Consider the following 14,146-nt stretch of genomic DNA (forward strand, 5'->3'; position numbering starts at 1 on the left):
GGTGGTGACGGCGGTACAGATCTTGCGCAGCCGGGGGAGAGAGGGCCTGGGCCATGGACCGTGGCACCGAGCGGGACGCACCTCCGGACAGCCGCGCGGGGGACGGCGCGGCAGCCGGGCACGGCGACGCCGGCCGTATCCCGCTGGCCGTGGTCGTGGTCGACCGCGACGGACTCGTCTCCCACTGGAGCAGGGGCGCGCGGCGCCTGTTCTCCCTCAGCAAGGAGGACGCGCTCGGCCGCCCCGCGGTCGACCTGCTGCCCGTGACCGGAGCCCTGCCCGGGGAAGAGGAGGACACCCCGTACGGGGCGTACGCCGCCTACGACGGTCTGGGACCCGGCCTCGGCGCCACCCTCGACGGCGGTCTGGCCTACCCGGCCGCGGGCCGGGCCCGGCTGGCGGCCGGGGCCGGGCGGGTCGACGTGCTGTGGTGGGCCTACCCGCTGGTGGGTCCGGGACGCGAGCGGCTGCTGGTGCTGGCCGCCGACGCGGACGGGCTGCTGCGCGCGGACGGGGCCGGGACGTTCGAGCGGATCGCGCCCGGCTTCGCCCTGCACACCGACTTCCCCGGCTCCGAGGACCTCGCCCGCCGGCTCCCCGAGATCCTCCCCAGCATGAGCGTCGGGGACAGCGCCCGTATCGTCGCCCAGGTCCTCGAACTGGGTTATCCCGTGCTCGAGTTCAGCCAGAGCGACCGGGTGCCCGTCACGCCCGACTGGGGCGTGCCCCGGCGCGCCGAACGCCGGGAGCGGCGGGAGCGGGCCGCCCGCGCCCTCGCGGCCGGCGAGCCGGTGCCCGAGGAACTGCGGGACGAGGGCGAGGACCTCGAGTACGCCGCCGTGCGGGAGCGCCTGGAGTTCCTCAACGAGGTCAGCTCCCGGATCGGCACCTCCCTGGACCTGGCGCGCACCATCGTCGAGGTCAGCAAGGCCGTCGTGCCCCGCTTCACCGACGTCGCCGGCACCTACCTGCGGGAACAGGTCGTCGCCGGTGAGGGGTTCGACGAGGGCGTGCCGGACACCACCACCCTGTGGCACCGGGTCGCCCTGGAGCACACCGACGAACCCGGCCGCTGGGACGACGTCGTCCCCGTCGGCGAGGCCATGCCCTTTCCGGCGCACACCCCGTTCTTCCAGTGCATGACCACCGGCGAACCCGTCCTCGTGCCGCGCATCAGCGAGGAGATGGGCCACGCCATCGCCTCGCAGTTCGAGAAGCGGGACATCCGGCCGCTGATCACCGGCCGCTCCATGCTGGTCGTCCCGCTGAAGGCGCGCCACGTCGTCCTCGGTTTCATGATCCTGCTGCGCCATCCGGAGCGGCAGGTCTTCGACGACATGGACCGGGTCACCGGCGCCGAACTCGCCGCCCGCGCGGGCCTCGTGCTCGACAACGCGCGCATGTACACGTACCAGGAGAACGTCGCCGAGACGCTCCAGGACAGCATGCTGCCGCACATCCCGCCGCGCATGGCGGGCTGCGACATCGCCACCCGCTATCTGCCGGGCACGCTGCTCGGACGGATCGGCGGCGACTGGTTCGACGCGGTGAAGCTGCCCGGCGCCCGCACCGCGCTCGTCGTCGGCGACGTCATGGGGCACGGGCTGAACTCGGCCGCGATGATGGGGCAGTTGCGCACCGCCGTGCAGACCATGGCCGCGCTGGACCTGCCGCCCGCGCAACTCCTGCGCAACCTCGACGACCTCGCCCAGCGGCTCGGCGACACCTACCTCGCGACCTGCCTGTACGCCGTCTACGACCCCATCGCGAGCGAGCTGCGCCTCGCCAACGCCGGGCACGTCCCGCCGGTCCTGGTCCGCGCCGCCGACGGGCGCAGCGAACTGCTCGACCTGCCCACCGGGGCGCCCATCGGCGTCGGCGGGGTGCCCTTCGAAACGGTGCGCGTGCCCGTGGAGCCCGGCGACCGGCTGGTGATGTGCACCGACGGACTGGTCGAGGTGCGCGGCGAGGACATCGGTGTCGGGCTCGCCACGCTGTGCGAGTCCGCCGCCCACCCGGCCGCCTCCATGGACGACGCCTGCGACACCATCATCCGCGCGCTCGCTGTGACATTTTCAGAAGCGGGACACGGCGGCCGCAAGGACGACGTGGCCCTGCTGATGGCCCGCCTGGGCGGCATCGAACCCGACGACGTCGCCGAATGGCGGATCGCCCCCGAGCCGTCCGAGGTCGGCCGGGCCCGCGCGGCGGTCCGCGAGCAGCTGTACGACTGGGGTCTGCCGAAGCTCGTCGACAGCGCCGAGCTGATGGTGAGCGAACTCGTCACCAACGCCGTGCTGCACTCCCACGCCCGTCCCGTCGCCCTGCGGCTGGTGCGCGGCGACACGCTGCTGTGCGAGGTGGAGGACGACGACCACGAACTGCCGACGCTGATCGACGCACGGCCGACGGACGAGTTCGGGCGCGGACTGCGCGTGGTCAGCACCCTCGCCCGCCAGTGGGGCACCAGCCGGACGACGTCCGGCAAGAACGTGTGGTTCGAACTGACGCTGCCGCGACGACGCTGAGCGCCGGTGGTACACGGCGCACTCCGGGGCGAACGAGCCGTGAAGGAACGCGCCGCGCGCTTGTCCGCGCGCCCGGGGCGCGATACACCGTACTGGCCCGTCACACGGGGCGGGCCGGCGTCGCACCCTGGGGAGTCGGGCATGAGCGTGACCAGTCGGTACCGGGAGGCCTGGGAGAGTTTCTGGCGCGAGGCACCGGACGGGCCGGGGGCCGTGTTCTGGGACGCGGAGCCCGCTCTGACCGCGGCCCGCCATCTCGCCCTGTTCGAACCGCATCTGACCGACCCCGGTCTGCCGCTGGTGGACCTGGGGTGCGGCAACGGCACCCAGACCCGCTTCCTCGCCGACCGCTTCCCGCACGTCCTCGGCGCGGACCTCTCCGCCGCCGCCCTGGACCGCGCCCGCGCCGCCGACCCGGCCGGGCAGGCGGCGTACCGGCGGCTGGACGCCGTCGAGAAGGCCGAGGCGGGGGCCCTGCACGCCGAACTCGGCGACGCCAACGTGTACCTGCGCGGAGTGCTGCACCAGTGCGAGGCCGACGACCGGCAGGCGCTGGTGGACGGCATCGCCACGGTGGTCGGTGACCGCGGCCGTGCCTTCCTCGTCGAGCCCTCCGAGGCCGCCGGGGCGGTCCTGCGGGGCCTCGCGACCGGCCCCGGCGGTCCGCCGCCCAAACTCGCGCCGGTCCTGCGGCACGGCATAGCCCCCGGCGAGGTCGACGACGCGGCCGTGCCCGAGTTCCTGACCGCGGCCGGACTGGCCGTGCTGGCGAGCGGCACCCTGCCGCTGACCACCACGGAACACGGCCCCGACGGCACCCGTATCGCACTGCCGTCCCTCTGGTTCGTGGCGGGACGCGCCGCGTCCGCGTGAGAACCGTCTCCCCCGCCCCGCGCGTCATGCCCTACGGTCACATCAGTCATCGTCCGGGACGGGGGAGGGGTCGTGGAGCAGGCAAGGACGGTACTCGCCGAGCGGATCGCCGAGCGGCGGGCGGGCGTCGGCGACCCTCGGGCGCTGGTCGGCGAGATGCGCAGGACGGTCCTGCTGGTCCCGTCCGTCGACGGGCGTCTGTGGAGCGCGCGTTCGGGTGGTGTGCGGTGGGTGTGCGCGTTCACGGACGAGACGGCGCTGGCGCGGTTCGCGCTGCTGCATGGCCCGGGGGAGCGGCCGGTGGAGTACGCCGCGCTGCTGGGCGCGCGCATCGTGGACGAGATCGTGCCGGGTCTGGGTGAGCCCGCCGGTCTCGCGGTGGACATCGCCACCGAGGACGGGTCGATGTTCTTCCCGCCGGTCACCGGGATCGTTCCGGACGGGGTCGCCGTCGGCACCGGGGCGGTCGGGGGGGAGCGCGGTCATGGGCGGTGACGGGGTGGACCTGAGTTTCGACAGGGCGTCGGTCGCGAAGTTCACCAAGGGGGTGGGCGCCACCATCGACGGGCTGGGCGAGTTGGGCGGGGCGACCGGTTCGGTGATGGGCAAGGGCTTCTCCCAGCTGTCGATGACCGGGATGGAGGCGGGGCACCACGGTCTGTCGGTCGACTTCGAGGACTTCTGCGAGCGGTGGGAGTGGGGCGTGCGGGCCCTGGTGCACGACGCCAGCCAGATCGCGAACCGTCTCGGTCTGGCGGCCGGCACGCAGTGGGAGCACGACCAGTACGTCGAGGGGGCGCTGAAGGTGGGGGTCAACTCCCTGGCGGGCGGCAATCCGCACGCCTCCGAGGAGGAGATCACCCGGCAGGGCTGGGGCGAGGTGTTCACGCCGGACGCCCTGGACCCGGACTGGAGCGCCGAGTCGTGGGACCGGGCGGGTCAGGAGATGGAGCAGACCTGGAAGGACACCGGGCGGACGCTGCTCACGGAGGGGCAGGGCGGCCGGCAGTCGGAGATGCTCAACGAGCGGCTGGGCATCGACGAGCGGGAGTGGAACCGGGCGCTGGACGAGACGTTCGGCCCGTCGCCCGAGGAACGCGCCCGGCAGGCGCAGCGGCAGGGCGACGGCGGGGGTGACTGAGCGTGGGCATCGGCGACTTCATCAAGGACATCACGCCGGACTCGGTCGAGGACGCGGTCGAGGACGGTGTCGAGTGGATCGGTGACCGGGTCGAGGGCGCGGGGAACTGGACCGCGGACCGGCTGGAGGACGTCGGCTGGGAGTCCGGCGCGGACTGGGTGCGCGAGCAGTCGCGCTCGGTGGCGAACCGGATGGGCGCCGAGGTCGACGAGATGGACCTCGGGCAGACCGAGGACAAGACCAAGCTGGTGTACGGCAGTGCGGAGAAGATCCGTTCCACCGCCGAGAAACTCCGCGCCTTCCAGAAGGCGTTCGACGATGCCGGCGAGGGCCTGAAGGGCCTGGACTCCTCGCAGCTCAAGGGCAAGGCGGCCGAGGCGCTGCGCAAGGCGGTGAGCACGCAGCCGCCGAAGTGGTTCACGGGCGCCGACGCCTGCGAGAAGGCGGCCGCCGCGCTGGAGTCGTTCGCCTCCACCGTGACCTGGGCGCAGGGGCAGGCGCAGACGGCGATCGAGAAGTGGAAGGACGGGGTCAAGGCGTCCGAGGACGCCGCCGACGCCCACCGCAAGAAGATCGACACCTACAACAGGGCCGTCGACCGCTACAACGCCCAGCCCGCCGATCAGCGCGACCCGTCCACGCTGCCGCCCTGTCCGGCGCCGACGTTCCACGACCCGGGCAAGAAGCTGATGCAGGAGGCGCAGGAGATCCTCGCCGACGCCCGCAAGCAGCGGAACACGGCCGCGGAGACCGCCCGCAGCGCCGTCCGCGCGGCGCGGGACCTGGCCCCGGAGAAGCCGTCGTACGCGCAGCAGGCGGGTGACGGTCTGCAGGAGCTGCAGATCATGGGGGACCACGTCGGCGGCGGGATCATCAAGGGCACCGCGGGACTGGTGAACTTCGTGCGGGGGATCAACCCGCTGGACCCGTACAACATCACCCACCCCGCCGAGTACGCGACGAACCTCAACAGCCTGGCCTCCGGCCTGGTGCTGGCCGCCAACGACCCGGTGGGCACCGGCAGGCAGATGGTCAGCGACTTCATGAAGGACCCCTACGAGGGCTTCGGACGGCTGCTGCCGGACGTCGCGCTGACCGTCGCCACCGGCGGGGGCGGCGCCGCGGTCAAGGGCGTGCGCATCGCCGCGGACGCCGCCGACGCCGCGCGGGCCCGCAACCTGGTCGACAACGCCCCCGACGGCACCCACGACCGCCCCGACCACGCCCGCACCACCGACGGCACCGACCCCGTCGACCTCGCCTCGGGCCGTATGTTCCTGCCGCAGACCGACGTGGAGATCCCCGGCATCCTGCCGCTGGTGTTCACCCGGCGCACCGAGTCCGGCTGCGCGGCCGGCCGCTTCCTGGGGCCGTCCTGGACGTCCACCGTCGACGAGCGCCTGGAGACCGACCCGGTCGGTGTCGTCCACGTCACCGCCGACGGCCTGCTGATCCCGTATCCGCATCCGATACCGGGCTCCCCCACCCGCCCCGAGTCGGGAACGGCCCGCACCCTGCTCGCGCGCGACGGCAACGGCGACTACACGCTCACCGACCCCGACACCGGTCTGGTCCGCCACTTCGTCGCCCCGCCCGGCGCCGAACCCGGCGGCGACGGAACCGCCTGGCTGACCTCTCTCACCGAACGCAACGGCCACACCGTCACCGTCGACCGCACCGAGGAGGGGCTGCCGCTGGCCCTGGTCCACTCGGCCGGCCACCAGGTGAAGCTGACCTGCGCCGACGGCCGGATCACCGCCCTCTCCCTGGCCGGCGCGGGCGAGGGCGGCACCGACCTGCCGCTGATGGCCTACGGCTACCGGGACGGCGACCTCACCGCCGTCACCAAACCCTCCGGCGCCACCACCACCTTCGTCTACGACGACCGTCACCGGGTCACCGCCTGGATCGACTCCAACGGCCGCCGCTACGACTACGCCTACGACGACCGCGACCGCGTCGTCGCCGAGGGCGGCGAGGCCGGCCACGTCCAGATCACCCTCACCTACACCGAACCCGACCCCGCCACCGGCCACCGCACCACCACCCTCACCACCGCCGACGGGCGGAGCACCCGCCACCGCATCGACAGCCGCTGCCGGGTCGTCGCCACGACCGACGCGCTCGGTCACACCACCCGGTTCCACTACGACACCCACGGCAACCTGCTCACCCGCACCGACCCGCTCGGCGCCACCACCGGCTTCACGTACGACGAGGAGGGGCGGCTGGTCTCGGCCGTCCGTCCGGACGGCTCCGAACTGCGCGTCGAGCGCGGCCCGTTCGGGCTGCCGACGGAGGTCACGGGGCCGGACGGCGCCCGTACGACGTACACGTACGACGAACGCGGCAACCGGACCACGGTCACCGACCCGGCCGGCCGCACCACCCGCACCTCCTACGACGACGCCGGCCGGCTCACCTCGGTCACCGACGCCCTCGGGGACACCACCCGGGTGGTGTGCGACGCGGCGGGGCTGGTCGTAGCGGTGACCGACCCGTCCGGCGCCACCACCCGCACCGAGCGGGACGGGCTCGGCCGCCCGGTCCGCGTCACCGACCCGACGGGCGGTGTCACCCGACTGGAGTGGAACGCGGACGGGCAGCTCGCCCGCCGCACCGCCCCGGGCGGCGCCACCGAGTCATGGGCCTACGACGGCGAGGGCAACTGTCTGACCCACACCGACGCCGCCGGCGGTGTGTCCCGCTACGAGTACACCCACTTCGACCTCCCGCTCGCCGGCACCCGGCCCGACGGCGCCCGCTACGCGTTCGAGCACGACAACGACCTGCGTCTCACCCGGGTCACCAACCCGCAGGGGCTGACCTGGACCTACGAGTACGACGCGGTCGGCAACATCGTGTCCGAGACCGACTTCGACGGACGCACCCTGACGTACCGCACGGACGCCGTGGGCCGGCTCACCGAGCGGATCGACGCCCTCGGCGGGACCATTTCCTTCGAGCGCGACCAGCTCGGTCAGGTGGTCCGCAAGGTCGTCGACGGGCGGGCGACGACCTACGCCTACGACCCGGCCGGGCGCCTCCTGGAGGCGGTCGGACCGGAGGGCGAACTGCGGTACCAGTACGACCGTCGGGGGCAGGTCAAGACGGAACTGGTGGACGGCCGCCCGCTCGTGTACTCCTACGACGGACTGGGGCGGCGCATCCGCCGAACCACACCCACCGGCCATGTCACGTCCTACTCCTATGGAACCGACGGACTTCCCCTGCGGCTGACCACGGGCGGCCGGCAGGTCGACTTCACCTACGACGCCGCCGGTCGCGAGCTGGCCCGCGTCTTCGCCGACGCGATCACCATGACGTCGGCCTGGGACGAGGCCGGACGGCTCGCCGCGCAGCACACCACCGCCGGGGCCCGCGCCGTCACTGGCCGTGCCTACTCCTACCGTGCCGACGGACACCTCGCCTCGGTCGCGGACCGGCTGTCGGGCACCCGCACCTTCGACCTGGACCCGCTGGGCCGGGTGACCGCCGTCCGTGCGCCGGGATGGACGGAGCGGTACGCGTACGACGACGCGGGCAACCAGACCTCGGCGACCTGGCCGGACCGGCATCCGGGCGGTGAGGCGACCGGGGAGCGCGCCTACAGCGGCACCCGCATCACCCGCGCCGGCGGTGTCCGCTTCGAGCACGACGCCCTGGGCCGCGTCACCCTGAGGCAGAAAACCCGCCTGTCCCGCAAGCCCGACACCTGGCGCTACGCGTGGGACACGGAGAACCGCCTCACCTCCGTCACCACCCCCGACGGGACCCGGTGGCGCTACCGCTACGACCCGCTGGGCCGCCGCACCGCGAAGCAGCGCCTGGCAGCCGACGGCGAGAGCGTGGTCGAGGAGGTCCGCTTCACCTGGGACGGCCTCACCCTGTGTGAACAGACCAGCCACCGGCCGGACGTCCCCAACACGGTCGTCCTCACCTGGGACCACCGGGACGTCGTTCCCCTGGCCCAGACCGAGCGCATCCTCACGGCCGACAGCGGTCAGGAGGAGATCGACCGGCGGTTCTTCGCCATCGCCACCGATCTCGTCGGCACGCCGACCGAACTCATCGACGAGACCGGCGACATCGCCTGGCGCAGCCGGAGCACGCTCTGGGGCACCACCGCCTGGGCCAGGGACAGCAGCGCGTACATCCCGCTGCGCTTCCCCGGCCAGTACTACGACCCCGAGACCGGTTTCCACTACAACTGCTTCCGCCACTACGACCCCGAGACCGGCCGCTACACCTCCCCGGACCCGCTGGGCCTGGCTCCCGCGCCGAACCCCGTCGGCTATGTGGACAATCCGTACACGGGGTGCGACCCGCTGGGCCTGATGCCCAAGTACACGAAGGAGGAAAAGGCCAGGCAGCGGGCCGTCAAGGCCGCGGACGGGGTCATCGAGAAGGCGCAGGGCGACCGATTCCGGAAGCACCCCGACTACCACGGGGACACGATGCACGGCTTCAGCGACGAACGGGTCCTGGAGATCCTCAAGAATCCGGATGCCGTGTACCAGTCGACGGGCGGAAATGGGAATCTCCTCTTCCGGCAGGGCGAGGACGTAGTCGTGACCAAGGGGGTCGGATCCGAAGCCGGCCAGGCCATCACGGCGTACGGACCGTCAGGGGTGCTGGGCGAATCCGGAGCGACGGCGGTCGGTGGCAAGGCCACGGATCCCGGTCGGCCGATCACCCACGAGGACATCGTGGAGGGCAGAATTCCGGGCAAGAACGGATTCATGCCCCCGGCAGAGCAGATCAAGTGAGGTGGCCTCGACCATGAAAGTAGCGCTCGACGACGGCTGGACCGCGACGGTGACGGATGATCCGCTGGCCTTCACTCCCCGTTTCGAAGGAACCTCTGTGCGTGTCGTCCCCTACGTGGACAAGGCGGAGCGGGAACGGTTCCTCGTGGGCACGTTCGGCAGCGGGGCGTGGCTGTGGGACACACCCGACGAGGTCCGGTTCGACCCGGTCGACCGGAAGTTGGCGGGCGTCGAGTTCCACCTGCCCCACGAGTCCGCTTCCGCCGAGGACTCGGCCCGCGTCCCCGAGGTCCCCGCGGTGCGTCCGGGCGGACTGCGCGCGGACGAGGAGCGAAACTTCCGGCTGGAGACGTGCACGGTGCTCTGCCGCGCCTCCGGGGACGCCGCGCTGACCGCGTTGCGCGACCTCGACGTCCTCGACGAGCCACTGGAGGCCCGCGTCGGCATCGCCCCCGACGTGGCGCTCCTCGTCCAACATGGCACCGTCGTCGGTTGGAGCCTCACGGACCCCGTGCGCTGCCTGACCACCGCGTACGCCGCCCCCGACCCCGGCCAGCCGTCCGACACCACCCGTCGGCTGCTCACCGAGTGCCTGGACCTGGTCACCGAGCCGGTGATCCAGGACGTGGAAGACGGAGTCCCAGCCGCTTTGGCCCGCCTGCGGGCCGCCGACGAGGCCCTGCGCACCCAGAGTGAGGACCGGCACCGGGCCGACGCCCTGCTCTCGCTCATCGGCAACCTGGTGGAGGACTACGGGAACCGGTGACCTCGGAGCCGTGGCGATGCCGTCGGCGGTTGTCTGTGGGCCGGACGAGGCGGGGAACCTGTACCACCGGCAAGTCCACAACCCGAACAGCCCGCACCACAACTCGGAGGCAGCCCATGCCACGCACATCCCCTGGCCGGCTCGATTTCCCCTTCCGTACTAGCCTCGCGCTTTCACGAGTTGGGGCGGCGACGCTTGATCAAATAAGCAGAGAGCGCCCCTGAACTGCAACGATTGGACTTTTCTAGGGTCCTGTTGGCTGCATGGAAAGAGGCGCTCTCCAGGTGAAGAGCCTATCGGGTCGTACCCGCATGGTCCTTGTGAAGGAGGGGGTTCCGCCACCGGATCGAGCTGTTCGCGAGTGGCTACTCGGAACCGGTGTCTGGCTCAAACGGTTGGAACAGTGCCGCCGTCGATGACGTACTCCGCGCCCACAATGGATGAGGCTCGGTCCGACACGAGGAAGCCGACCAGGTCTGCGACCTCTTCCGTCGTTGCGAACCTTCCGATTGGAACCCCTCCGAGGGAATCCATCAGGCTCTGCTCCGCCTCTTCGCGGGTCAGTCCGTTGCCCTTGGCGAGCTGGTCGATGAAGCCCGCATACGCTCCGGTCTGAATCCCCCCGGGGCTGACGGCGTTTACTCGCACGCCTCGTGGGGCCAGTTCGTTCGCGAGACCCTTGCTGTACGTACGCAGGGCACCCTTCGCTGACGCGTACGGCAACGTCGCGTCGTGCAACGGCATCTGATGCTGAATCGACGTGACGTGGACAACTACTCCTGATCCCGCCTCCACCATTGCCGGCAGCAGTGCTCGATCCAGTCGGACAGCTCCCAAGAAGTTCAGGTTGAGCTCCGCCAGCCAGTGCTCCTCAGTCGCTGCAGCGAATCCGCCAGGCGGGGTCGACGATCCTCCGACAACGTGCACCAGGATGTCCAGCGCACCTCCCTCAGAAATCTTGGACACTACAACCTCTACACCGCCCACCGTGGAAGTGTCCGCCTCGATGAACCGGTCGGGGCGCTCGTAGCCGCCGGGCATAGTGCGTGCCGTGGTCCACACGTCGGCACCCATCTCTCGCAGTCTCTCTACGACGGCCTTGCCCGAGCCCTTCGAACCGCCCGTGACCAACGCCCGGCGACCGTTGAGACGATCGCGATCTGAACTAGACATTTTTCTCTCCACTGAAGATTGAGGTGGTGCAGGTTCGGTCAGGCCGGGTGGTTGGCGATGAAGAGTTCGGCGATGAGGTCGTCCCGCAGCGCGAACCGGTAGTCGAGCTCGGCGACGCCTCCCGGGAAGGTGCCTTCGAGCCGCACGGTTACCACCCAGTGGGTGTCATCGACACGGTGAGCGCCGATCTGCTCGGTCGTGTATTCGAACTCGGACCCGGCGTCCCGCAGGAACGCGTCGGTCTCCTCCCGGCCGCGGAAGGTCTCGTCCTGGTCGACGATCACCGCATCCTCGGCGAGGAACGACGAGGCGGTGTCGGCGTCGCGGACAATGTGGGCGCCCAAGAACTGGCGCACGGCGGGCGGGAGCAGATCGGACGGAAGATCGGTGTGCTGTGTCATGAGCCCACCGTGTGACCTCGCGGCGCGGGAGGGTCAAGCCGTGGACTCTCCCCCAGGGGGAAGGTTCAGAATGAGGGGATGCTGACCATTGGCGAGTTCTCGCGGCTGACCCACTTGAGCGTGCGGACCCTGCGCCGGTATCACGAGGCGGCCCTGCTGGAACCTGCCGTGGTGGACGAGACCACCGGTTACCGCTACTACGGCGTCGATCAAATCCCGACCGCGCAGGTCATCCACCGGCTCCGCGAGCTCGACGTCCCCCTGAGCGATGTGCAGCAGATCCTGCGGACCCCCGACCCTGGTGTCCGGGCGGTGCTGGTCGCCGAGCACCTGCAACGCCTCGAGGATGCGCTCGACCGCACCCGGGCCGCAGTCGTGTCGCTGCGCCGCCTGCTGCGGCCCGATCCCGCGCCCATCGACGTCGAGCTACGTGCGGAGCCCGCACGGACGGTCGCGGCGGTGGAGGCCGTAGTCGGGCATCGCGACATCGAGACCTGGTACGCAGGCGCGATGGCCGAATTGGAGGCGGCCGTCGGCGCCGACGTGACCGGACCGCCGGGCGGCAGCTACGACAACGCCCTTTTCGAGCAGGAGCGCGGTCACGCGCTCGTCTACCTGCCGTCAGCTGCGCCACCTCGCACCGGACGCGTGCACCCCGTGAGTCTGCCGGCCGCGGAACTTGCGGTCACCACCCATGTCGGCGAGCACGACAGCATCGAGGTCACGTACGGCGAACTCGGGACTTGGGTGGTGGAGAACGCGATGTCGGTGGCCGGGCCGGTGCGGGAGGTCTACGTTGTCGGCCCTCGTGACACGAGCGATCCCGCTGCGTGGCGCACCGAGATCGGCTGGCCGGTCTTCCGTGTCACCTGAGGCGGTCAGTGCGGTGCGGAGTCTTGGAACGACAGGGCGCACACGTTGAGCCTCGCGCTCTCACGAGTTTGGAGCACCGAGGCTTGATCAAACAAGCAGAGAGCGCTCCTGAACTGCAACGATTGGACTCTTCTAGGGTCCTGTTGGCTGCACGGAAAAAGGTACTCCCGGTGGAGAAACGTATCGGGTCGTACCCGCGTGTCCGCATCGAGAGCGGCGGTCGGACAGTGGTCTCGCAGGCCGGGGGCGTGCTGCTGGTCGAGACCGTACGCAAGGCCGGCTTGGACACCGCGATATCAGCGGCGCTGATGCCGTGGCGGAAGCCGAGGGCCGTCCACGATCCGGGCAAGGTCCTCCTGGACGTGGCCATAGCGGTCGCCTTGGGCGGTGACTGCCTCGCGGATGCCGGCATGCTGCGGGCGGAGCCGGCTGTGTTCGGGCCGGTGGCCTCCGACCCGACAATCTCCCGCCTCATCGACACCCTCGCCGCCCCCGACGAGAAGGCTCTGGCGGCGGTCCGTGCTGCCCGGGCCGAAGCGCGCGCCCGCGTCTGGAAGTTGGCCGGCGAGCGGGCGCCGGATGCGGACGGGGCGGTGACCGTGGACCTCGACGGGGTGCTGGTGGTCGCGCACTCGGACAAGGAGGACGCCGCACCCACCTGGAAGCGAACCTACGGCCACCACCCGCTGATGGGGTTCGTCGACCACGGGCCGGGCGGCACCGGTGAGCCGGTCGCGGCTCTGCTCAGACCGGGTAACGCGGGCTCGAACACGGCGGACGACCACGTCACCACCACCCAACTGGCCCTGGCTCAGCTGCCGAAGGAGTACCGGCGCGGGCGCCGGACCCTGATCCGCACCGACTCCGCCGGCGGCACCCACACCTTCGTCGCCTGGCTCGCCCAGCGGGGACGGTGGCTGTCCTACTCCGTCGGCATGACCGTCACCGAGCAGATCCACAGCCACGTGCTGAAGGTTCCGGCATCCGCCTGGACGCCGGCGGTCGAGACCGGCGGCGGGATCCGCGACGGCGCCTGGGTCGCCGAACTCACCGGCGACGTCCTGACCGGCTGGCCGAAGGGGATGCGGCTGATCGTCCGCAAGGAACGACCGCACCCCGGGGCCCAGTTGCGGATCACCGATGCGGACGGCCTGCGGCTGACGTGCTTTGCCACCAACACCACCAATCTCCCGATCGCCGAGCTCGAACTGCGTCACCGGCTGCGGGCTCGCGCCGAGGACCGCATCCGAAACGCCCGCGCCACCGGCCTGCGCAACCTGCCCCTGCACAGCACCGCCCAAAACCGCATCTGGCTGGAGATCGTACAGATCGCCCTCGACCTGCTGGCCTGGATGCCGATGCTCGCTCTGACCGGCACCGCCCGGCTCTGGGAACCCCGCCGCCTGCGACTCCGCCTGTTCACCGCAGCCGGACAGCTCGTCACCACCGGACGCAGGCGGATCCTCCACCTCGCCCGGCACTGGCCCTGGACCGGCGTGATCACCGACGCCCTCAACCAGCTCGCACTCCTGCCGAACCCCGACTGACCAGCAACCTTCACACCCCTACGACAGCAGCCCGCCACCGGAGCAGTGGAACCCGGCGTCACCCCGAGACGAGAC

Annotated in this window: 11 protein-coding genes; 9 read left to right on the top strand and 2 right to left on the bottom strand. The window is 71.2% G+C overall.

Annotated features, from left to right (window positions below):
• Positions 1-53 precede the first annotated feature (53 nt).
• The 7 genes from KUM38_RS35660 (at position 54) to KUM38_RS43880 (ending at position 10,240) form a co-directional block, all read left to right on the top strand.
• Positions 54-2,528 (top strand): SpoIIE family protein phosphatase, encoded by a 2,475-nt coding sequence (locus KUM38_RS35660; protein WP_217135852.1) that lies wholly within the window; start codon positions 54-56, stop codon positions 2,526-2,528.
• A gap of 141 nt (positions 2,529-2,669) precedes the next feature.
• Positions 2,670-3,401, top strand: coding sequence for a class I SAM-dependent methyltransferase (locus KUM38_RS35665; protein ID WP_217135853.1), 732 nt, complete (start codon positions 2,670-2,672; stop codon positions 3,399-3,401).
• 72 nt (positions 3,402-3,473) lie between these two features.
• The gene (locus tag KUM38_RS35670) at positions 3,474-3,896 is read left to right on the top strand and encodes a hypothetical protein (RefSeq protein WP_217135855.1); all 423 of its coding nucleotides are present in this window, start codon (positions 3,474-3,476) and stop codon (positions 3,894-3,896) included.
• Positions 3,886-4,542: a hypothetical protein gene (locus KUM38_RS35675; RefSeq protein WP_217135857.1), complete on the top strand. Its 657-nt coding sequence runs from the start codon at positions 3,886-3,888 to the stop codon at positions 4,540-4,542. The genes KUM38_RS35670 and KUM38_RS35675 overlap by 11 nt, the downstream gene beginning before the upstream one ends.
• 2 nt (positions 4,543-4,544) lie before the next feature.
• Complete coding sequence (locus KUM38_RS35680) at positions 4,545-9,311, top strand: putative T7SS-secreted protein (RefSeq protein ID WP_217135859.1); 4,767 nt, start codon at positions 4,545-4,547, stop codon at positions 9,309-9,311.
• Positions 9,312-9,324: 13 nt separating this feature from the next.
• Positions 9,325-10,077, top strand: coding sequence for a hypothetical protein (locus tag KUM38_RS35685; protein WP_217135861.1), 753 nt, complete (start codon positions 9,325-9,327; stop codon positions 10,075-10,077).
• A gap of 16 nt (positions 10,078-10,093) precedes the next feature.
• Entirely contained in the window at positions 10,094-10,240 is a 147-nt protein-coding gene (locus KUM38_RS43880) for a polymorphic toxin type 30 domain-containing protein (protein ID WP_366814795.1), read from the top strand.
• 224 nt (positions 10,241-10,464) lie between these two features.
• Here KUM38_RS43880 and KUM38_RS35690 read toward each other — a convergent pair whose 3' ends face one another.
• Together KUM38_RS35690 and KUM38_RS35695 are read right to left on the bottom strand one after the other, a co-directional pair.
• Positions 10,465-11,250 (bottom strand): SDR family oxidoreductase, encoded by a 786-nt coding sequence (locus tag KUM38_RS35690; protein ID WP_217135863.1) that lies wholly within the window; start codon positions 11,248-11,250, stop codon positions 10,465-10,467.
• 38 nt (positions 11,251-11,288) lie between these two features.
• Positions 11,289-11,651 carry a nuclear transport factor 2 family protein gene (locus tag KUM38_RS35695; protein ID WP_217135865.1) on the bottom strand — a complete coding sequence of 121 codons (363 nt, stop codon included), beginning with the start codon at positions 11,649-11,651 and terminating at the stop codon, positions 11,289-11,291.
• A gap of 78 nt (positions 11,652-11,729) precedes the next feature.
• On the opposite strand from KUM38_RS35695, the gene KUM38_RS35700 reads away from it, so the two are divergent.
• Positions 11,730-12,524 carry a MerR family transcriptional regulator gene (locus tag KUM38_RS35700; protein WP_217135867.1) on the top strand — a complete coding sequence of 265 codons (795 nt, stop codon included), beginning with the start codon at positions 11,730-11,732 and terminating at the stop codon, positions 12,522-12,524.
• Between the two features lie 170 nt (positions 12,525-12,694).
• Positions 12,695-14,071 (top strand): IS1380 family transposase, encoded by a 1,377-nt coding sequence (locus tag KUM38_RS35705; RefSeq protein WP_217135870.1) that lies wholly within the window; start codon positions 12,695-12,697, stop codon positions 14,069-14,071.
• The last annotated feature ends 75 nt before the right edge of the window (positions 14,072-14,146 follow it).

Source organism: Streptomyces sp. AC558_RSS880 (genome assembly GCF_019049255.1).
In the GTDB taxonomy this organism is placed as follows: Bacteria; Actinomycetota; Actinomycetes; order Streptomycetales; family Streptomycetaceae; genus Streptomyces.

What these genes read in the sequence shown, in the direction of transcription:
- KUM38_RS35660 (WP_217135852.1), top strand. Translation starts at nt 54, where the DNA reads ATGGACCGTGGCACCGAGCGGGACGCACCTCCGGACAGCCGCGCGGGG.
- KUM38_RS35665 (WP_217135853.1), top strand. Translation starts at nt 2,670, where the DNA reads ATGAGCGTGACCAGTCGGTACCGGGAGGCCTGGGAGAGTTTCTGGCGC.
- KUM38_RS35675 (WP_217135857.1), top strand. Translation starts at nt 3,886, where the DNA reads ATGGGCGGTGACGGGGTGGACCTGAGTTTCGACAGGGCGTCGGTCGCG.
- KUM38_RS35685 (WP_217135861.1), top strand. Translation starts at nt 9,325, where the DNA reads ATGAAAGTAGCGCTCGACGACGGCTGGACCGCGACGGTGACGGATGAT.
- KUM38_RS43880 (WP_366814795.1), top strand. Translation starts at nt 10,094, where the DNA reads ATGCCGTCGGCGGTTGTCTGTGGGCCGGACGAGGCGGGGAACCTGTAC.
- KUM38_RS35690 (WP_217135863.1), bottom strand. Translation starts at nt 11,250, where the DNA reads ATGTCTAGTTCAGATCGCGATCGTCTCAACGGTCGCCGGGCGTTGGTC.
- KUM38_RS35695 (WP_217135865.1), bottom strand. Translation starts at nt 11,651, where the DNA reads ATGACACAGCACACCGATCTTCCGTCCGATCTGCTCCCGCCCGCCGTG.
- KUM38_RS35700 (WP_217135867.1), top strand. Translation starts at nt 11,730, where the DNA reads ATGCTGACCATTGGCGAGTTCTCGCGGCTGACCCACTTGAGCGTGCGG.